The sequence below is a fragment of the Lactobacillus sp. ESL0701 genome (assembly GCF_029433445.1).
In the GTDB taxonomy this organism is placed as follows: domain Bacteria; phylum Bacillota; class Bacilli; order Lactobacillales; family Lactobacillaceae; genus Lactobacillus.
The window spans coordinates 282,172-303,716 of the sequence record NZ_JAQTIC010000002.1 but is presented as its reverse complement, the minus strand read 5'-3'; the positions used below and the strand labels follow the sequence as shown (position 1 = coordinate 303,716).

15 protein-coding genes are annotated in these 21,545 nt (G+C 38.7%); 12 read left to right on the top strand and 3 right to left on the bottom strand.

Annotated elements, in window-relative coordinates; translation table 11 throughout:
- Nucleotides 1-356: 356 nt before the first annotated feature.
- The 9 genes from PT281_RS02865 to PT281_RS02825 all read left to right on the top strand — a co-directional run bounded on the left by PT281_RS02865 (nucleotide 357) and on the right by PT281_RS02825 (nucleotide 16,842).
- Complete coding sequence (locus PT281_RS02865) at nucleotides 357-2,120, top strand: oligopeptide ABC transporter substrate-binding protein (RefSeq protein ID WP_277151876.1); 1,764 nt, start codon at nucleotides 357-359, stop codon at nucleotides 2,118-2,120.
- A 50-nt stretch (nucleotides 2,121-2,170) separates the two neighbouring features.
- Complete coding sequence (locus PT281_RS02860; protein WP_277151874.1) at nucleotides 2,171-3,355, top strand: amidohydrolase family protein; 1,185 nt, start codon at nucleotides 2,171-2,173, stop codon at nucleotides 3,353-3,355.
- A 189-nt stretch (nucleotides 3,356-3,544) separates the two neighbouring features.
- Nucleotides 3,545-4,954, top strand: a complete 1,410-nt coding sequence (locus PT281_RS02855; RefSeq protein WP_277151872.1) for a DHA2 family efflux MFS transporter permease subunit — start codon at nucleotides 3,545-3,547, stop codon at nucleotides 4,952-4,954.
- Nucleotides 4,955-4,957: 3 nt separating this feature from the next.
- Nucleotides 4,958-5,377, top strand: coding sequence for a MarR family winged helix-turn-helix transcriptional regulator (locus PT281_RS02850; RefSeq protein WP_277151870.1), 420 nt, complete (start codon nucleotides 4,958-4,960; stop codon nucleotides 5,375-5,377).
- A 226-nt stretch (nucleotides 5,378-5,603) separates the two neighbouring features.
- Complete coding sequence (locus tag PT281_RS02845; RefSeq protein WP_277151868.1) at nucleotides 5,604-6,830, top strand: ArgE/DapE family deacylase; 1,227 nt, start codon at nucleotides 5,604-5,606, stop codon at nucleotides 6,828-6,830.
- Between the two features lie 132 nt (nucleotides 6,831-6,962).
- Complete coding sequence (locus PT281_RS02840) at nucleotides 6,963-7,706, top strand: threonine/serine exporter family protein (protein WP_277151866.1); 744 nt, start codon at nucleotides 6,963-6,965, stop codon at nucleotides 7,704-7,706.
- Nucleotides 7,707-7,724: 18 nt separating this feature from the next.
- Nucleotides 7,725-8,162 (top strand): threonine/serine exporter family protein, encoded by a 438-nt coding sequence (locus tag PT281_RS02835; protein ID WP_277151864.1) that lies wholly within the window; start codon nucleotides 7,725-7,727, stop codon nucleotides 8,160-8,162.
- A 397-nt stretch (nucleotides 8,163-8,559) separates the two neighbouring features.
- The gene (locus tag PT281_RS02830) at nucleotides 8,560-16,158 is read left to right on the top strand and encodes a Rib/alpha-like domain-containing protein (protein ID WP_277151862.1); all 7,599 of its coding nucleotides are present in this window, start codon (nucleotides 8,560-8,562) and stop codon (nucleotides 16,156-16,158) included.
- Between the two features lie 105 nt (nucleotides 16,159-16,263).
- Nucleotides 16,264-16,842: a VanZ family protein gene (locus PT281_RS02825; RefSeq protein ID WP_277151860.1), complete on the top strand. Its 579-nt coding sequence runs from the start codon at nucleotides 16,264-16,266 to the stop codon at nucleotides 16,840-16,842.
- Nucleotides 16,843-16,971: 129 nt separating this feature from the next.
- On the opposite strand, the gene PT281_RS02820 is transcribed toward PT281_RS02825, so the two are convergent.
- The 3 genes from PT281_RS02820 to PT281_RS02810 all read right to left on the bottom strand — a co-directional run bounded on the left by PT281_RS02820 (nucleotide 16,972) and on the right by PT281_RS02810 (nucleotide 18,665).
- Nucleotides 16,972-17,625 (bottom strand): NAD(P)H-binding protein, encoded by a 654-nt coding sequence (locus tag PT281_RS02820; protein ID WP_277151858.1) that lies wholly within the window; start codon nucleotides 17,623-17,625, stop codon nucleotides 16,972-16,974.
- A 30-nt stretch (nucleotides 17,626-17,655) separates the two neighbouring features.
- A complete protein-coding gene (locus PT281_RS02815) occupies nucleotides 17,656-18,117 on the bottom strand; it encodes an HIT family protein (protein ID WP_277151856.1) in 462 nt (153 codons plus the stop codon).
- Between the two features lie 125 nt (nucleotides 18,118-18,242).
- The gene (locus PT281_RS02810) at nucleotides 18,243-18,665 is read right to left on the bottom strand and encodes a YjdF family protein (protein WP_277151854.1); all 423 of its coding nucleotides are present in this window, start codon (nucleotides 18,663-18,665) and stop codon (nucleotides 18,243-18,245) included.
- Between the two features lie 220 nt (nucleotides 18,666-18,885).
- Here PT281_RS02810 and PT281_RS02805 point away from each other — a divergent pair, with 220 nt between their 5' ends.
- The 3 genes from PT281_RS02805 to PT281_RS02795 all read left to right on the top strand — a co-directional run bounded on the left by PT281_RS02805 (nucleotide 18,886) and on the right by PT281_RS02795 (nucleotide 21,536).
- A complete protein-coding gene (locus tag PT281_RS02805; RefSeq protein ID WP_277151852.1) occupies nucleotides 18,886-19,122 on the top strand; it encodes a hypothetical protein in 237 nt (78 codons plus the stop codon).
- Nucleotides 19,123-19,252: 130 nt separating this feature from the next.
- Complete coding sequence (locus PT281_RS02800) at nucleotides 19,253-19,624, top strand: cupredoxin domain-containing protein (RefSeq protein ID WP_277151850.1); 372 nt, start codon at nucleotides 19,253-19,255, stop codon at nucleotides 19,622-19,624.
- A gap of 10 nt (nucleotides 19,625-19,634) precedes the next feature.
- A complete protein-coding gene (locus tag PT281_RS02795; protein WP_277151848.1) occupies nucleotides 19,635-21,536 on the top strand; it encodes a copper-translocating P-type ATPase in 1,902 nt (633 codons plus the stop codon).
- The last annotated feature ends 9 nt before the right edge of the window (nucleotides 21,537-21,545 follow it).

Sequence of the window (21,545 nt, the reverse complement as noted above, 5' to 3'; positions counted from 1 at the left end):
CATAATGAGGATGCTTTTTTGGTGTAAATTTTATGCTTAAAAGTAATAAAATATCAAAACATCGGTTGACTAAGTCTAAGATTGTTGTTAATATATTAAATATAAATTAGATAAGGGAGGTAGCTCTAATGAAAAATATAAATATTATTAAGCAAATTACTATTAGAGCTGTTTCCGCATTAAAATCTTTAGCCTTGTTGTTGAACGTAAAGGACTTGACCTAGATAATTACTAATTTAGTAATTTATGTAGTTAAGCCCTTATTCGCGTTCTAATGAATGGGGCTTGACTACAAAGATAAAACCTCATTCATTAAGTTGAATGAGGTTTTTTTATTGGTAATGAGAGGTATAAGAATGAATTTTAAATTCAAAAGGTTAATGCAGTCAGCCATAGTTATTGGTGCAGCGGCGATTAGTTTAACTGGTTGCGGTGGAAAAAACAATAACACTAAAGTTAGCGAAAAATTTCCAATTAAAACACCAGTCAAAAAGGTAAAGCAAGGTGGAACACTTAAAATTGCGGAGGAAACAGATACACCCTTTACTGGGATTTTTGCTAATGAAATTAAAAATACCGCCGTTGATAATGACATTGCCAGTCCTGGTAATGAAAGCTTGTTTGATACTGACAATCATTACAAGTTTAATGATAAAGGTCCAGCCACGATTCGCTTAGATAGAAAAAATAATACGGCAATAATTAATGTTAAAAAGGGTGTCAAGTGGTCAGATGGTAAGCAGGTGATAGCCAAGGATATTGAGTATGCTTACGAGATTTTAGCTAATAAGGGCACGCAATCGCAGAATTATTCCAATTCTTTTGAAAATATTAAAGGAATGAAGGCTTATCATGAGGGACGTGCTAAGACGATTACGGGTATTGAAATGCCAGATGGTGATAATGGTCGTCAGGTAATAATTCATTTTGATGAATTGAAGCCAGGAATGGAATATTCGGGCAATAACTTTTTCTGGGAAACAGCCGAGCCATACCATTACTTAAAGGATGTGCCGTTTGATAAATTACAATCGTCTGACAAGATTAGAAAGTCACCATTATATTTTGGACCATTTAAGCTCAAGAAAATCGTTCGAGGTCAGTCAGTTACTTGGGTGCCGAATAAATATTATTGGCGGGGTCGACCAAAACTGGACAAAATTGAAATTTCAGTTTTAGCTACTAATTCTGCTTCTCAGGCGATTAAGAGTAAAGTTTACGATATTACACAGGTAATCAATTCACAATGGGAACAAGTTAAAAACACTAAGGGTGTTAACTTTGTTGCTAAAGTTCCCCTAGGCTACAATTTTATCGGCTTTAAGGTTGGTAAATGGGATGCAAAAAAGAATAAAAACGTTATGGATCCCCATGCCAAAATGAATAATAAGGCTTTAAGACAGGCGATTGGCTACGCAATGAATACTGATGAAGTCTACCAGCATTATACTCATGGCTTAAGTTTTAGAGTTCCGACATTAATTCCCGCACAGTTTGGTGATGTATTTGATAAAAACGCGCGTGGCTATTCTTACAATTTGAAAAAAGCTAACGAGCTGCTGGATAAGGCTGGCTATAAAAAGAAGGGCAAGTGGCGGGTTCAGCCTAATGGCAAGCCGTTAACAATTCGCTATATGGCAAGGCAAACTGACCCAACTCAGGAGCCGATCCAGCAGAATTACCTGCAGCAGTGGCATAAGATTGGTTTAAACGTTAAGTTAATTGGAAATCGGCTGACAGAGTTTAATTCCTATGTAACTAAGCTTGAGGGTGATAGTCACGACTTTGACATGTGTGAGATTGGCTGGCATCTAGACAGTGAGGCATCACCAAGCAGCCTTTATTCCGATAATTCTCCCAAGAATTACACTCGTTTTGTTACCAAAAAGAATAATGAGCTGCTGGCAGCAATTGATTCGCAGAAAGCCTTTAACCATAAATATCGGGTAGAAAAGTTCCATGAATGGCAAGAATATATGAATGATGAGGCATATGCAATTCCAGAATTTAATTCGTATTCTGTTTTCGCTGTTAATGACAAGGTGACCGGATATTCACTGAATCCGGCGGATAATAATAATAACCACCAATTATGGTATAAGGTCGGTTTCGTAAAATAAGGTCATGATGATTTTTAATAATCGGAAAAGTAAAAAGGAGAATATTTAAAATGACACAAACTATATATCAAAACATGAACCTTTATGATGGTGAAGAAGAAAAAGTTACAAGTAATAGTTACTTTGTTGTCGATGACGAAACAGGTAAGATTACGGCAATGGGAACTGGGACTGCCCCTGCTAGTGACAAGGTCGTGGATCTAGAAGGCAAGTTCGTGATGCCGGGACTAATTAATTGTCACACTCATATTAATAACAGCTCAACTGCATTTGATGGTGATCCAACGGCTAATGTTGTTGAAACGACTGTCCGTGCCGTGCAGCACCTGCATGATTTTCTTAAATCTGGCGTGACTTATATTCGTGAATGTGGATCCACTTATGATATTGATATTACATTGGCGCGAATGATTGAAGAAGGCAAGATTACTAAGACACCGGAGATTATGCCGTCAGGGATGGCTTACTCGATGACTGGCGGTCACGGGGATTCACCGCATTTTGCTCATTTGGTAGACTCTCCTGATGAAATGCGCAAGGCTGTGCGTCAGGGCTTGAAAAAGGGTGCTAAGAACATTAAAGTAATGGCTACTGGCGGTGTAATGACTAAGAATGACTTTATGGACGATCCGCAATTAAGCGTTGCCGAAATGCGTGCGGCAGTCGAGGAGGCTCACCATAAGGGCTTGATTGTTGCGGCTCATGCAGAAGGCAATGCTGGGATTGGCAATGCAATTAAGGCTGGCGTAGATTCCATTGAGCATGGTTTTTATGTTGATGATGATCAAATTGATATGATGCTCAAGCAAGGAACCTATTTAACAGCAACGGTGGTTGCTGATTGGGCCTTTCCTACTTATGCGGTAGGAAAAATGCCGGATTGGGAGGTAAAGAAGGCCAGTGATGCTCTAGACGATTTGCGTAAGAACATCACCCATGCTAAAAACCGCGGCGTTAAGATTACTTTAGGTACTGATGCAGGCACCCCATTTAATGACTACTTCCAAACGCCAACAGAATTGCAATTGTTAGCAGAGCAAGGTTTCACCAATTATGAGGCCTTACAAACCAGTGTGCATTCCGCACAATTGATGAAGATTGACGATGAATACGGTACTTTAGCAATCGGTAAGTACGCTGATTTTCTAGTTTTGGATGAAAATCCGTTGGCTGATGTTAAGGCTGTGGCCCAAAAAGACAAGGCAGTCTACAAGAAGGGGCAGCGCGCATATTAATTATTAGGCAGTAACAAGTTTGTTGCTGCTTTTTTGATTGGGATTTGTTTGCTGAAGTTCAGTTATAAAAAATATTGAAATTGGAAACGATTTCTTTCTTAGAAACCTTTGCAATTTGCGGCAAAATGTTATAACATAGCTATTTGTAATAGTTAGCAAGCTAACTATTTTTTGATTAGGAGGAATTAGATGCAAAGGAAATTAGACGCAAAATTAATTTTATCAATTCTTGCGGCGGGTCTGATGTCATTCTCAGGCGTGTTAATTGAAACAGCGGGCAATATTACGTTCCCTGTTCTAATGAAGGAATTTAACGTAAATATGGCAACAGTGCAGTGGATGACGACTGGTTATCTTTTAATTGCCGCAATCATCATGCCCTTGTCTGCATATTTAAAGAAGAATTTTAGTTCAAAAAAATTGTTTGTGACAGCCGCAATTTTATTTATTGTCGGTTTATTGATTGACTCATTTACAACGAAGTCAATGGGCTTTATCTTTTTAGTTATCGGTCGAATTGTTCAAGGTGCCGGTGCTGGGATTGCCTTGCCACTGATGTTTAATATTATTTTGGAAAGAACACCACTTGATAAAGTTGGCTTGTTAATGGGAATTGGGACAATGATTACCGCGGTAGCTCCTGCTTTGGGGCCTACGTTTGGTGGTTTAGTTGTCAATACTCTTAGCTGGCGTTATATTTTTATTCTAATTATTCCGGTGATGGTTGTTTCCTTTATTATGGGTGTAATGTGCATCACTAAGGATCCATACCCATTAAGCCATACCAAGCTTGATTGGACTGGATTTATTGAAATTGCCTTGACTTTTGTCGGTTTAATTTTGGCTTTCAGTAATTTGTCAGGAATTCTAATAAGACCATTGGAATTTATAGTGCCACTAGTAATTGGCTTGATTGCTTTGGTTTTGTTTATTAAGCACTCACTTAAAGTAAAAGAACCGCTGTTAAACATTCGCTTGCTTAAGAACAGCAAGTTTACTGCTGGAATCATTGCTTACTTTATTTTCCAAGTTAATACGGTTGGCTTGTCTTTCATTTTGCCAAACTACTTGCAAATCGTAAATGGTACAACTGCTATGGTTGCAGGATTACTGCTTTTGCCAGGTGGTGCTATTGGTGCTATTGCTTCACCAGTTAGTGGTCGAATGCTTGATAATTATGGTCCAAGAAAGCCAATTATGACTGGTTCCTGCTTTGAACTTATTGGCATTATCATGTTCTGTCTGTTTGCCCAACATTTTACAGGTGTTAACGTGCTCATTTCTTACCTGATTATTATGACTGGTACGGGATTGATCATGGGTGATACAATGACTTCATCTTTGAATTTACTTACTAAGGAAGAAAATGCGGATGGTAATGGCTTGTTTAACATGGTGCAGCAATTTTCAGGAGCTGTCGGAACGTCGATTGTTTCTGCAATTATGCAATTTGTGCAACAAGTTAGTGCTAGACCAACAACAGCTGGGAAGCTAGTTGATGGTGCTCAAGTTGGGTTAATTTTCTTATTAATTTTGGTTGTGATTGGCGTATACTTATTACATAAAGCAACTAAAAAGGATAGTTTAAGCGAGAATTAAGTCATGAAAGAAAATTTTGGTTTAGCTTTACAGCGGGCACAAAATACCTTTAATCGCAATGTTGATCGTTATGCGCGAACAATCGGTCTAACAGGTACGCAGATGGTGATTATTCAATTTTTAAGTGCTGTACCTAAAGAAAAGAAGGTTTATCAAAAGGATATTGAGCATGAATTCAATATTCGCAAATCAACGGCAACTAATATTTTGAAGCTGTTGGAACATAAAGATCTAATTACTAAAAAGGTTAATGAGCGCGACAGTCGTTTGAAAGAAATTATCTTAACACCTAAGGCAGAGGTCATTGAACGTGATGCAGCTGCTTATGTTAGGCGTTCAGAAGCAAGCGTTGAACAAATTTTGGGTAAAGAATTGCGTGATGAGGTAACACAAGCTCTGCTTAAGCTGGATCAAGAATTATAATTATGCAAAGAAGTTGTACAGTATTTTATTGTATGACTTTTTTGATATTTGAGTTGTGAATATTAAGTTTTGATAGTAAGCTATCATTTATTTGTGATAATTGGTCATAGTTAAAAAAACAATATTAATTTTTAAGAAGCATGCTCTTGCTTGTAAAATTGTTAAAAGGTGTTTTAATAGAAAAGTAGATTATAATTAAACGATAAACTTACAGGAGGGATCTATCATGGAACAAGAACAAAAATTACAAATTTTACAAGATTTGGTTGCCTTGCATTCAGTCAATGGCGATGAATTACCAGTGGCTAATTATTTAAAAAAATTACTTGATGCTGCTGGAATTGAAAACAAGATTTTGCCGCTTAAGGATGATGCTAATCGGGCTAATTTAGTTGCCGAACTTGGCTCAGGCAAGCCAGTTTTAGTTATTTCTGGACATATGGATACAGTTGATGTTAATAAAGACAACTGGAAGACTGATCCATTCAAAATTACTAAAGATGGCGACAAGCTGTACGGCCGCGGCACGACTGATATGAAGGCCGGCTTAGCTGCAATGGTAATTGCCATGATTGAGTTAAAGGAAAGCGGCACTGAAATTCCTGGCACGATTCGTTTATTGGCAACTGCTGGTGAAGAAGTTGGTCAACCAGGAGCTGAAGAACTGCAAGAACAAGGCTATATTGATGATGCTGATGCGCTGTTAATTGGTGAGCCATCAGGCTTATTTAGAACAGTTTTTGCTAATAAGGGTGAACTTGATATAACAATTTCTTCAGAAGGAAAAACCGCTCACAGTTCGATGCCATTTCTGGGTAATAACGCGGTTGAACATTTGCTTAACGTTTTGGATAACATTAAGAAGTGCATTAAGGAATTGACTAGCGGTGTTAAGAATGACGTTTTGGGTGAAACTGTCTTTAACATTGATACTATTAAGGGTGGTAACCAAGTTAATGCAATTCCTAATTACGCACAAGCTGAATTGAATTTGCGGACAATTCCAGAATTGTCTAATCCTAAGATTTTGGAAGCATTCCAACAAGTAATTGACGATTACAACAATTCAACTACTGGGCACGTTAAAATGTCAGTTGATATGGATATTGTTCCAATTATTGGTGACCGTGATTCTAAGCTGCTCAAGCTTGTTCAAGATACTGCTCGACCATATCTTGCTAAACAAGAGATACCAGCTGAACAACGTGCATTGATGCAAAAAGAAGCACAAATGGCTAATATTGAATATCAAGATGGTGGTTTCTTAACTGAAGGTGTTTCCGGTGGTACTGATGGTTCAAAATTCCTGATTAATCGTCCTACTGGCTTTGCTTATTTAGTATATGGTCCAGGTAGTGATACACCGCACCAAGATAATGAATATGTTTCTGAGAAAATGTATTTAGACTTTATTAATATTTATAAGGACATTTTTACTAATTTTGGTAAATAATTAATTAAATTAAGGCAGCACGCAATCGTTAGTGCTGCTTTTTTTGTGGTCAAGTAGTAGAATTTTCTTATTTGAGTAATCTAGGGCTGTAAAAGGATACAAGGTCTGTTAAACTTGGTTAAGGTGATGAAAATGGAAAACAAGGCAATCGACGTTGGCGTGTTAGCCGCTAAAATTTTAATTGAGTCCGGTTCGGAAATGTGGCGTGTTGAGGACACTACCAAGCGGATTATTGACCATGCCGCCAGTAGTAAGGCTGAAGCTTTTACCAGTTTAACAGGGGTGATGGTCAGCTTAAAAAATGCCTCGTATACTCGTTTTATTCAAATTGAAAAACGTGGCATCAATATGGCACGGATTAATAGTGTCAATCATTTATCGCGACAGTATACTGCCGATAAAATTACACTGGATGAGTTCGAAAATGGTTTGAATAAGGTTCAAACTGCAAAACCGCAGTTTCCAATTTGGCTGCAAACAATCGCAGCTGGCTTTGAAGGTGCCTTTTTTATGTTTATCTTTACACAAACCTATGATTGGCGCGACTTTCCGTTAGCTTTTGTCGCTGGAGCATTAGGCTATTATGTGACATTCTTCTTGTCATCACGTGTACGTATTCGCTTTATTAGTGAGTTCTTTGGTGCGCTGACAATAGGGTTATGTACAGTTATTGGGGTTCATTTTCATTTAGGATTTAATGTTCAAAATATTATTATCGGGGCAGTTATGCCGCCAGTACCTGGAATACCAATGATTACTGCTGTGCGTGATATTTTTGAAGGTAATCTATTGTCAGGATTAGAACGTATGATGGAATGTTTAATTACGCTTAGTGCCTTGGCCTTTGGGATTGGCGTTGTGCTGCACTACATGTAGCGGAAGGGATGGAATAAGATGACTTTTTATCATTTTGTAATTCAGGTTCTTTTCAGTTACTTGGGAACAATAATGTTTGATCTTTTTATCAATTTACCGAAGACTGCCCTTAATACATCAGGTAGCATTGCTTGTGTTGGCTGGTTAGTTTACTGGTTTATGTTTGAGTTTGGACTGGGTGCGATCTTAGCTAACTTTGTGGCTGCGTTTGTCGTTGGTAGTCTAGGGATAATTCTCGCTGTTAAAAAGAAAATGCCGAGTACAATGTTTGTCAGTGGTTTAGTACCATTGGTACCAGGAGCCAGTGGTTACCAAGCTCTGGCAGCGATGATTAATCACTCGCCAATGATAGCTGTTCAAAAGACAATTCACGTGGCAATGGTGGCTGGTGCAATTGCTTTAGGCTATGTTTTCTCGCAGGTGGTAGTTGAATTAATGCATCAAAAGCGACGTTAAGTTATTTTTAAAGATGATATTATTTATAAAATTAATGGTTGTATATTATTAGTATGTTAGCTTTAAATAAGTTGATTTAGGAGATTGTTTAAAGTAATATTAGTTATTAAAAAGAAGCACTACTTTGTTTTAAGTAGTGCTTCTTTTACTTTATATTTCAAATTCAGAATAATTTCTACTGAAGTTATTTAATTATTGATGTAAATATATGCAAGATGGCGCTAATAGCAAACTTGAATATAGTCTATTTTGTTATATATAAGCATAGTGTTTGTATAAAGCAGATTTAGGGTCTACCATAGACTATGTAAGCACTATCAAAAATAATTTTTTAATATAAGAAGGTAGAAATATGCTGGGAAGAAATAATTTTAAGGAAAGATTGAGAAAGACAGAGATGCAATCCAAAAAGGATCGCTTCTCAATTAGAAAATTAACTGTGGGTGCAGCTTCCGTTTTGCTAGGTTTTAGCTTTATGGCAATAAATGGGCAAACTGCTAAAGCAGACACTATTTCTTCATCTGACTCTGATACAGAAGTTCAGACAAGCAAAAATGCTACTACCGTTGGTGAAGATAAGCAGGAGTCTGCAAGTGACAAGACAAGTACTAATGCAAATTTGGCAACTTATTCGGGTTTAAGTTCATTTTTAAAGAGTGCTACTGGTGCTGAAGAAAACTCAACTAATAAGGAACAAGAAAAGCCAGCTACACCCACTCCTAGTGATCCTGATAGTAATGAAACTGCTAAGCCAGTAGAAGATCCAAATACAGCAGATGCTAATGAAGTTGCGACAGGTGCTGCCATCAAGCCGAATAATGCAACGAATGCTAATAAGCAATTACCAACTGCACAGGCAAATGAAGCCGATGTTAGCACTTGGGAAGACTTTAAAACTGCATTAACCAGTGAAAATGTGGAAACGATCAATGTAACTGGGGATATTGCGGCAACTGACAGTAATCAGACCTATACGATCCCGATTAGTAAGATAATTAATGGTAACAATCATACCTTAAATATTGGTTCTAATATCATTCAAGATGATGTCTATGAATATGGCATTACGTTCAATGATATTAAGTTGATGGGGATGAAGCCAAATGACGACCCAACATTGTTCAACTTTTATGGCTACGATAATGATAAGGCTGTTACATTGAACAATGTTGAGAGTGATAACGTTAGTTATGATGCATTGATCAACTTTGAAAATGATGTTCAACTTAACTACAACACTGATGGTAATATCTTTAGTGACTATGCCGAGCCAACAGCAACAACTGGATCTACTGTGACGATTGATTTTGCACCGACTACTGGCACTTCAACTAGTTTTATTTGTGATATTTTCATAATTGAAGATAACGCTCACGTAACAGCCCACATTGCGAACACGATGAGTGCTCTGCGTGGTACGGGGACAATTGATAATGCCAGAATTGAAGTCGGAGAAAATTCAACCTTTGATCTGACGATTGATCCGACGGTTAACTTTTTATACAGAGTTGATTCTGGTATTCCACCGTTAAAACTGGAGTTATTTAAAGGTTCATCAACTCATATCCAAAATAATGCTTCCGATACTGGTGTTAATCCAGGTAAAGATAACCAGCTTATCTTAATTGCTGATACACCGAAAATCTTTGAATTAAAGAGTAATTCCGGTGATGTTAACAACTTTAATTTCCCAGAAACTGATATCTCAGGTGCTAAGATGGGACTGATTGACGACCAGTACAAGTGGATTATTCAAGATTCTGATAATGCTAATATTATTGATCCTAATTTGACTGATGCCCAAATGCAAATTTTAGCCAATCCGACCTTACCGGAAAATATTCTAGCTGATGGTAAGGCTAACAAGACTTTCCAAGATTTGAGTACTAAAGAAGACTTTCAAACAGTTATCCAAAGTGCAGGTGGCTTTAACGGTTCTGCTGGTTTTGCTTTAGGAACTGATCTGTATGATGGCTGGAAGAAGACGGACGCTGGACGATACAATATTTCTGCAACAGGCGTTATGATTCATGCTGGTCAAATTACTGGCATTGGTACAGCTCAAGATCGACTGAACGCGGTTGACAGCAGTGATAATTCTGCGCCAACGCTTGCTCATTTACTGGAACTTGATGATAGTATTAATCCAAGCAATAAGACAATTACTGGTATTGCGTGGCTGCCAAATCAAGCAATGGATGCAAATGGTGAATTAATTGCTGGTGGCTTAGTTAAAGATGAAGACGGTAATTTAATTGATGATGTCGGTTCGCAGGTTGAAACAGAAACCACTAATTTGGGGAATGCCGTCATTCGGGTAACTTATGGTGATGGTACAACTGATGATATTCCAGTAACATTAACGCTAGTTAAGGCTAAATCATCTGGAGATGTGCAAACGGTTGCTCACGGTCAAATGCCAACATTAGCTCAAGCCCAAGATGCTGTTGGCTTTGATGGTGATGCCAGCAGTTTTAATCCAACTTATGAGTGGTATAAGGCTGATGGCTCAGGTCCATTGACAATAGCCGATTTGCAATCTGGTCAAACCAATGATGTTAAAGTTTTAGTAACTTATCATCGTAATGGTCAACCTGATGGGACACAGCTGGTTTCGGCACAAGTCTTTATGGGAGAAGATCAGGCAACAGCTTCAGGAATTACGGCAGGTGCAGGACTAGTAGTCGTTCATGCGGTTACTATTCCAAGTGAGAATGAGCCATTAGTGCCAGAATTTAGTGATTCTAGTAAGTGGAGTACTTACTTAGCTGGTGATTTGACCAACGTGACTGGTGTCGATTGGGATGATGATACTAATGTTGACGATATTATTAATGATGCAACTGGTGAAAAGACAGCTAAATTACGGGTAACCTTTAGTGACGGATCAACTAAAGAAATTGATAATGTTAAGGTTAATGTTCTTGGTGGTGAAAAGGCAGACAATCAATCAACTACAACTCCTAATGGAGTATTGCCAACGATTGATCAGGCTAAAGAAGCACTTAAAGATGAGCCGGCATTAACTAGTGCTTTAAGTGATGCAGGCTATGACGTTGATTATTCATGGGCTAAAGATAACCAAGGAACAGCGATGGATAATAGCTACGTTACTTATAGTGAACAGCAGCCAACTAAGACGGTACCAGGTTACGTTGTCTTAACTTACTATAAGAAGGGTGCAGCTCATACACCAGATAATATTGATGGTCAGCAGATTGTACCAGTTGATGTTACGATTAATAAACAAGCAGCTAACTTGTATCATGATCAATTAGCTGGTTCTGGTCAAAATTCTCGAGGGGTTTCTGTTGCTAAAGGAACGACAATGGATGCTGCGACTGCTAAAGATGCAATTTATAAGCCAGATACATTCCCAGCAGATGCAACTTTTGAATGGGAAAGTCCAGTTGATACTTCGACAACAGGCGATAAACCATCGTGGGTTAAAGTAACTTATGCGGATGGTTCAACTGACCGTATTCCCGTTTTGGTTAATGTTTATGATACAGCTTCAAAAGAAATGCCAGAAGGTATCACTCAGACAGCTGACTTAAATGGTACAATACCTGATGCTCAGACTTCAATTGCCAATAATGCCGATCTGCCAAGTGGTACTACCTATGAATGGCTTAATGCTCCTGACTTGTCACATGAAGGTTCAGCAGTCGGCACAGTTAAAGTAACTTATCCAGACGGTTCAGCTGATTATGTTGCTGTTCCAGTGATCGTTGGTAATGCTAACCCAACTCAGGCTAATGACCCGTTGGGGCAAAGAACTAATATTCCTTATGCAGCTGGATCAACCGCGACTGATGTTCAAGCTAAGGCTGCAATTTCTAATGCTGATAGTTTGCCAGAAGGTACAACTTTTGCATGGCAAACGGCGCCAATTGTTAATGATTTAAACAGATTAGGTGTTCAAGCAGCTGTTGTTCAGGTAACTTATCCAGATGGCACCACTAACAATGTACCAGTAGTTGTTGATGTTACCAGTGATGCTCATTCGGCTTCACGTCCAAGAGCGAAGAATGTTTGCGTCAATGTTGGGGCTGCAATTCCTGACGCAAAAGATGCAGTGATTAATAGTGCTGACTTAACTAACGCAACTAGTTTTGAATATGAAACTGTACCATCTAGCAGTGTTGCTGGCGTAACCCAAAACAAGATTAAGATTACCTATGCAGATGGTTCAACAGATGAGGTACCAACACAAGTTATTGTTAATGAGGTGCCAACTGCCGCGTCAACTGAAGCACAGAAGAATAATCCGCATGTAAAGACGGTTAGGGTTAACATTAATAGTACAGTTAATGCATCTAGCGTGATTGATAACTTTACTGAACTTACTGGTGAGCCAACTGTTGAATGGGTCGATCCTAATGTTGCCATGCAAATTACAAAAACGGAAGGTCTAAAGCAATCACAAGTTAAGCTAACCTTTAGTGACGGTTCGGTTAAGGTTGTGACCGGTTATATCAGAGTAATTTCTGATGGTGAAAAGCATGCCGATTCAGTTACTGGTAAGACAATTACTAAGAAGCCGGGAGCAACAATTACTGCCGCCGAAATGGTAAATGACCTGCCAAACGACGCAGTAGCTACATTTGCTACATCAGTTAACATTACAAATGGTAAAGTAGATAATCCAGGAACTTATGTAGAAACAATTCATATTAAATTCCATGATGGCACTGAAAAAGATGTCGCGTCAGTTTTGACAGTACCAAGACAAAGTTCACAATTAGATTACAGCCAGAGTAAGGATGTTGTCTTACACGTAGTTAACGTGGGCAATAATCCGGCACAAACGCCAGCTGATTTTAGCGATCCTAGCTCGTTCTTAAATAATACGGAAGATGCTAATATTGCTAGTGTCGATTGGGCAACAGATGGTCAACCAAGTGTTGCTAGTGCAGTAGATCAAATCACGGGTAAGATTAAGATTACCTTTAATGATGGCACATCAATTACTAGAGACATCAACGTTAAGGTAATTGGTAATAAGAAGTCAGATACACCAACTACAATTACTACTGGTGATGATAGTAGTAAGCTAAATGAGGCACGGGCAAAGGCAGCCTTAGATCGTGACGATTTGCTAGCTATTGATGCTAAATATCCAAATGCGACATATTCATGGGCCGCAAATGGTGATGGTACTGGCACAGTTGATATTAGTCATAGCGGGTTGCAACATCCATATGTCATTATTGACTATGGTGATGGCACCAAGGAAGCTGTTCAAGTAGACCTAATGGTTAATGAAGAGCCAACTTCTGGAGCTACTTATAGTCCCCAAACAAATGGTGGTTCTGTTACAACGCACATGTCAACTAATGGTGTTGTGATGCCGCCAGAATTCTCTGATCCGGCAAAGATGGGTGCTTTTATGCAGATTCCAGGTGTTACGGATCTTAGCAGTGTTGTTGATAATTTGACTTGGGCTAATGATGCACCAACAGCTGTTGGTGATAACCAACAATTTGATGTAATTATTCATTACAAAGACAATTCAGTCAGTGAAGCTTTCCCGATTAACGTTAATGTATTAAGTGCTAAGAAGACAGCTGACCCAACAGTTATTGCAGCAGGTGATAGTTTGACAGCTGATCAGGCTAAGGCAGCTCTTGATCCAACTGAGAATGCCAAAATTTTGGCTAAATATCCAAATGCTAAGTTTAGCTGGGCAGCTAACTCTGATGGTACAGGAACAATTAATACTAATACTGTTGGGACTTCGCAGCCTTACGTTGTTGTTGATTATGGTGATGGGACAACACAGATTGTTCAAGTTGACTTGAGTATTAAGTCCCAGGCTGATACTAATGAAGGCAATCTTGATACAACGCAAGCTGTACCAATCACGACTCATATTGCTGATGGTTTGCATAATGAAGTTAATGTTCCCGAATTTACTAATCCAACTTGGATTAAAGAGAACATCAAGATTACAGGTGACGACGATTCAACTGTCAAGATTGATCATTTAAGTTGGTCTGGTGCCCAGCCAGATACGATTGGTGATGGTCAACAAATTGAAGTAGTTGCCCATTATAAGGATGGCTCAACTAGTGCGCCATTTAAATTAGTGGTTAATGTCCTCGGTGCTGAAAAGTCAAGTGGTTTAACAACCGTTGAAGTGGATAGTACACCAACGGAAGCTGAAGCTAGAAAAGCTTTAGAGATAGCGGGTGTAGTTAAATTAGACGGTCAGTATCCAAATATTAAATATTCGTGGGCTAAAAATAGTGATGGCACTGGGACAGTTGATACAAGTATTAAAGGTATGCAAACTGCATATGTTGTAGTCGATTATGGTGATGGTACAAAACAGATTGTTGAAGTTAGTCTGAATGTTGACGAGACAAATGCCAAGGAGAACCATCCAGTTGCTGCAGCTGTAAACGCAACTAACCCAATATTGACCCACCTTGTTCATGATTCTGCAACTGGTAATCCTGTTGCCAAGACACCAGCATACTTTAAGAATGACAAGGAACAAATGAAACAGGTCATTACTGGTGTCAATTGGGATCAGGTAGACTTCTTAACTTGGGCTGCTGCAGGGTCAAGTGTACCTGGTGAGCAAAATGTACAAGTTATTGTTCATTATTTGGACGGTTCAATTAGTGATCCAGTAACCGTGAAGGCAAATATTATTGGTGTCCAGCATCTTGATGTTGCCGGTGTAACAACTAACACAGAAGTAACACCTGGCACACAACCAACGCCAGAGCAAGCTAAAGCAGCATTAGGGCAAGAATTGAATGTTGCAGACCTATTGCGGGCATATCCAAATGCAACCTTTGCTTGGGCAAGCAAATCAGATGGTACAGGTACAATCGATACAAGTAAATTAGGACCTAAAAATGCCTACGTTGTAGTTAATTACGGCGATGGTACAAAGCAAGTAGTTAAGGTACCGCTGAATGTTACTAACGATGCTGGTAATCCTGGCGGCTCGGGCAATTCTGGCACACCAAGTGATAATACGCAGCCAATTGGCGGTAGTGTGACAGTTCCGCAAGGAACAGACTTGAGTCAAGATACCAAGTATGCTGAACAAGCAATTAGTAATTCGGCTAGCCTGCCAATGGGTACTACTTATAAGTGGCAGCAAACTCCGGATACATCAGTTGCGGGTAAGACCGTTTCTGCTTCAGTACTGGTAACATTACCTAATGGTACTAGTGTTGTAGTTCCAGTTTCGGTAATAATTGGTACTAAGCAAGGTGAAAGTGTAACTTTGCACCACAATGCCTACCTTTATGATGAAACTGGTCAGCGGATTAATGAAGTGGTCTTTAAGACAGGTTCCGTAGTTCCAGTGTATGGCATTAAGACAATTGCTGGTAGAGACTTCTACATCTTGGACGATAATTATTACTTAGCAACTGGAAATGTTTTAAGCACCAAGCAAAAGTTGATCCACAATGCCTATCTGTATAACAAATATGGCAAGCGGATTACTAAGCAGGTCTTCAAGCGCGGCAAGACGGTTATAACTTATGGTGAGCCAATTAATATTCGGGGTAAGGAGTTCTATAAGACTGATAAAGGCTACTTCTTGAGAGCTACTAACTTTAAGAAGCCGAGTCGCGATCTGACGCCTGTCCAGTCAATTGCAGCTGATCCAACTAAGGATCGAGTAATGCATAATTCTTATCTGTATGATGAAAATGGCAAACGCGCTAATCAGATTATCTTAAATGCTGGTTCGCGGGTTAAGATTGACCAGACGGTACACAGTATTGCTGGTAGAAACTTCTATAAGACTGATAAGGGTTACTACATTGCAGTTGAAAATATCACGGGCACCAAGGTAAGCTTGAAGCATAATGCGTATGTCTATAACAGATATGGTACACGTGCTAACCAAAGGACTTTGAAGCAAGGTAAGATAGTTACCGTTTATGGTGACCCAGTCACGCTTCATGGCACGTCATACTACATTGTTGGTAACAAGACTTATGTTAAAACCGCTAATTTTTAGATAAATTAGTGTAAATGAAAAAACTGTTTGATGAAAATCAAGCAGTTTTTTGTTGTATATTAAGTTATAATTAATATTACTGTATGAGTGTTGTGAGGGACAATAATGGTTGATATTTCAGGCAAATGTTATGTAGCCCCAATAGAAATAAACGGCACGATGTTATTGCCGATATTTTTGATTATTTTTATCATAATTGTAATTCGGCAATTTAAAAGTCAAAAACGTAATTGGAAAAGAATATTACTAAGTGGATTGTTTTTAATTTATTTATGGGTATTACTAGATGTTACAATTTTTCCAATACCTTTGTTTTTGGATAACTCGTTACCAGCTAAGTTAAAGTTTGGTAAACAGCTCTTTATTAATTTAAGGTTCAATATCTTAAAAAATTATATGCCATTACAGCTAATAGGTAATATTGTACTGCTGGCGCCACTGTCATTTTTTGTAGCAGTGTTTAAAGAAAAGTACGCTAAACTTGGGCATAATCTTTGGTTAATGTTTTTAAGTTCATTACTAATTGAGAGCGTGCAATTGATTTTAAGCTTTTTCTATCTTGGAAATAGAATTTTTGATGTTAATGATTTGTTACTGAACACTTTGGGAGCTCTAATCGGGTTTGGCTTTTTCAAATTGATAAATTTATTTTTTAAGCAGCAAGTTGAAGATATACGTTTATAAAAATCAGTTAATACACAATTTTATTTTATTGAAGTCGTGTATTTTTAGTGCATTTAAATCAAATATTAAAATATAAAAATGCTCCTGACTGTTAGTTTGATCTCTAACAATATGGAGCATTTTTTAAATTTAGCCATTAGCAACCGTAAAGCGTTCTTGGTGGTGCTTAGGAGTTAAAAGCTCTTGAACTAAAACCGTGGCCATGGTTCCAGCAGTGGTAACTGATTCACCTTGCTTGTTATATAGCAGTTCGTCCTTGCCGTAAAGAATATTAGCAGCTGTTTCACCCGGAATAAATAAGTTAGCTGGAGAAACCCCGAACCAATCAACATTATCGACATTTTGCAAGAATTGGTACTCAAAATATTGGTTCTTTGGGGTGTTGCGCCATGGTTTAGTTGATTCATCTTGCTCAATATCCTGTAAGACGCGATGGTGGTCAGCACCGGTAGTTAAGCTGCCAGCACCAAGAATGAATGCTAAGCGTGGACTAGTAGTTTCTCTGAATAAATAGATCAAGTGAGCTGCTAGGTCAGTGTGGCGGTATGCTTGAGCTGGAGCCGTTGAAAAGGCATCAACAATTACATCACAGTCAGCGAAATCGTCTTTAGCTAGAGTAAAGGCATCTTGCGCTAAAGTTTGAATACTTGGTACCTCAGATTTTAACTTAGCTAACTTGTCTTCTGAGCGGCCATTAGCAATAACTTCAAGACCATTTTTAGCTGCTTCTTTGACAAAAGCGGAACCAGCCATACCGGTTGCACCGATTACAAATACTTTCATAATTATCCTCCATATGATTAATATTTTATATTACTTGCTTAAAACTTCGTCTAATGAGGTTTGCAATTTTTTCTTTAACACCCGTAATTGTTCGGAATTCACTTGTGCTTCTGGACTATACATTACCTGGGGATCAACCCACCAAACAGGTCCTGGTTTTGGTGCATCTCCAATGTGTCTTGGAAATAGGTGCCAATGAACATGCGAGTCTCCATTACCCAGCAGTTCACAGTTCATTTTATCAGCCTTAAAAGCGATCGCAACAGCCTCACTGACCAAACTCATTTCATGTAAAAATAGATCCTGATATTTTCGCGGTAAAAAATGTAGTTCTGTGACATGTTTTTTACATAAAAATAAAGTATAGCCCTTAAAGTATTGTGTGTCACCTAAGACCACATATCCCGTTGACAATTCTTTGACAAAATAGGGGCTCTGATGATGATCAATGAGCTCAATTCGCCGACAAATTTCGCAATGGCTACCCGCCATTAAAAATACTCTCCTTTACTGTTAATGGTTGATTATAATTTACTAATAATTAAGTAACAGGTCAAGAAAAAATACCTTTAATGAAAGAAAAAAGCTGCAAAATAAATGATTTTGCAGCTTTTTGACTAATGACCCTTATGTTTTTGTAGTTTCTTCTTTTGACGCAATTTAAAGCTTTCCTGAGCAACGTGCACTTTTTGTTGATGTCGTGCCTTTTTCTTAGATAATTTGGCTTGTTCAAATTGTCTTTGTAATGCAATTTGAGCTTTAGTACCAACACCGTCTTTAATTGCCTTTTTTGCTAAACGTTGACGTCGTTTTGGATTAATTATTCTAACTTTAATTTTAGCTTCAGAACTATCTTGGCTATAAAATTTGATTTCGTTCCAGTGATTAATAATTAGCGAATAAATCCGAGTAATCTTCGGTTCAGAAGTACCCAAGTTGACTTTAGCAACCTCATAATTTGTACCTTCACGCCGTTCAAAAATAGCTTGATAAAATGGTGCTTCAAAGATAATAGTTAAAGAACTATAAATAATTGACATAATGCCATCCTCCTTAAAAAATTAAGAAAGATGGACAACCAAGGAGGCAGGTTACTGATGATCAGGTATGGTCACGTCCGGACTACCAGCCGAACTGTGTTTTTACTTTCTTATATTAATATAGCATAAACTATCCTAAGAAGCGCAAAAACCTTGCAATAACAATATGTTTTGCTTAAAATGTTTTTTTGCAGTCGAAACTTGGAGGGAAAAGATTAGCATGGAAGAAATCAAAATGAATGAGCAGTTAATTTCAGTAAATCTGAATAACAGCGCACTTACTAATGCTCAATTAAAAATTGACAAGTTGGGTTTGTCGCTCGCTGAATATTTGAACTTGGTATTGACCAATGTACCCAATAGTCGTACACAGCTCAAGCACATCTTGGCTGAAATTGGCAGTCAACCGGTTGATAAGTCATTAGCAGCATGGCTTAATCGTGTTGATGCAGACTAAGGGTGTAACTCGCTAATTAAAGTTAGCGAGTATTTTTTTTGCAAAAAAGCATTAATGTTTACAAATGTAAATTTAAAATATATACTAATTATAGTTTACAAATGTAGACTTTGATTAATGAGGTAAAAATATGATTAAACTTATTATTTTTCTAGTAGGTATTGTACTAATTGGCTTTATTGCATGGTGGTTCTTTGGCAAGCATCAGGTGCAGGCAGAACAAGCTGCAGTTAATCATGACCACCAGAGTGTGGACATTGAAGTCAAGGGCGGCTATTCGCCTGAACGAATTGTCCTCAAAAAGGGCGTGCCAGCAACATTGAAGTTTAAGCGTACGGATGCGTCAACTTGTCTTGACCATGTTGTTTTTTCTGATTTAGGAATTGATCAAAAATTGCCTCAAGGTCAAGTTGAGGAAGTCAAGATTGACACGTCTAAGTCCGGTGTTTATGACTGGGCATGCAGTATGAATATGTTCCACGGTCAAGTGATTGTTAAGTAGGAGCTATTAAATGAAAATTACGACGCGTTTTTGGACGGCACTAGTGCTGTCTTTGCCAATGCTAGTCGAGATGGTGCTTCAGCCGTTAACTGGTTGGATGCTTCCTGGCGACAAATGGACCATGTCAGTTTTGACAACATTAATCATGTTGATTTCTGCAGGACCATTCATTAGCAGTGCCTGGGCATCATTTAAAAAGCATCACGCTAATATGGACACGCTGGTTGCGTTAGGAACATTGACTGCTTATCTTTATAGTATTTATGCCATGTTTAAGCAGCAGCCGGTTTTCTTTGAAAGTGCCGCTTTTGTGATTACCTTTGTGTTGCTCGGGCAAGTATTGGAAGCAAAAATGCGCAGTAACGCTTCGGACGCGATTGGCAAGCTGGCTAATTTGCAAGCAAAGGACGCGCTCGTTAAACGCGATGATCAGTTTGTACAAGTGTCAATCGCTGAAGTCGTTGCGGGTGATATAATCCAAGTCAAACCGGGACAAAAAATACCGGTCGATGGCGTTGTTGTATCCGGCATGTCTAGTGTTGATGAATCAATGGTCACGGGTGAAAGCATGCCAGTCAGCAAAAGACCAGGCGATCAAGTTGTTGGCGCGACACTTAACCAGAATGGTACCTTTGAATTTAAGGCGCAAAAGGTTGGCCGCGATACAATGCTCGCGCAAATTGTGGCAATTGTGAAAAAGGCGCAGAATAGTCATGCACCGATTCAAAATTTAACTGATCGTGTTGCCGATATTTTTGTGCCCGCAGTTTTAATAATTGCCATTGCCACCTTTTTAATCTGGTATCTGTTACTTGATAAAAGCGTCGGGACAGCCTTAGTCTTTGCCGTTTCAGTCTTGGTTATTGCCTGTCCATGTGCTCTTGGATTAGCTACGCCGACCGCTTTAATGGTCGGTACAGGCTTAGGTGCCAAAAAGGGCATTTTGATTAAAAATGGTGAAGTATTGGAAGCTGCCAATAACTTGAAAACAATTGTATTTGACAAAACTGGCACGATCACCGCCGGTCAACCGCAAGTAACTGATATTATTGGCGATAAGCAGGTTTTAGAAGTTGCCGCTAGTTTGGAAAAATTGTCGGAACACCCGCTAGCTGCAGCGATTTTACAAGCTGCTAAAAAAGCCAAGGTGCAGTTGCAATCAGTAGATAACTTTCGTGTAATTGAAGGTCAAGGTATAACTGGCACCATTGCTGGTAAAGAGGCTATGGTTGGCAGTCGGGCAATGATGTCCGCTATAATGTCGCCTGACATTGCGGCACAAATTACGGCTTTTGAACAAGAAGCGAAGACGGTTATTGTAGTTGCCTTAGCCGATAAAATTATTGGTCTTCTTACTATTCAAGATGTACCTAAGAAAAACAGTGGTCAGGCAATTACACGCCTTAAAGCAGCAGGGTTAAAAACAGTTATGTTGACTGGCGATAATTCTCAAGTAGCTCAGGCAATTGCTCAGCAGGTAGGGATTGATGAAGTTATTGCCGGTGTTTTACCAACCGAAAAGGCAGCGGCGATTCAAGAACTGCAAGAAACGGACAAAGTTGCCTTTGTTGGTGACGGCATTAATGATGCCCCAGCATTAACACAGGCGGATGTTGGGATTGCAATGGGTTCTGGCACTGATGTTGCCATTGATGCGGGTGGAATTGTCTTAGTAAAAAATGACCTAATGGATGTTGTGCGGGCTTTAAAGCTGAGTCGTAAAACTTTTAACCGTATTAAACTCAATTTGTTTTGGGCATTTATCTATAATGTATTGGGAATACCAATTGCGGCTGGCTTATTTGCCGGTATTGGTCTGGTGCTTAGTCCTGAATTAGCTGGACTGGCAATGGCATTTAGTTCGTTATCGGTAGTTATTAGTTCAGTCTTGTTAGGAAAAGCAAAAATTTAGTCACGTAAA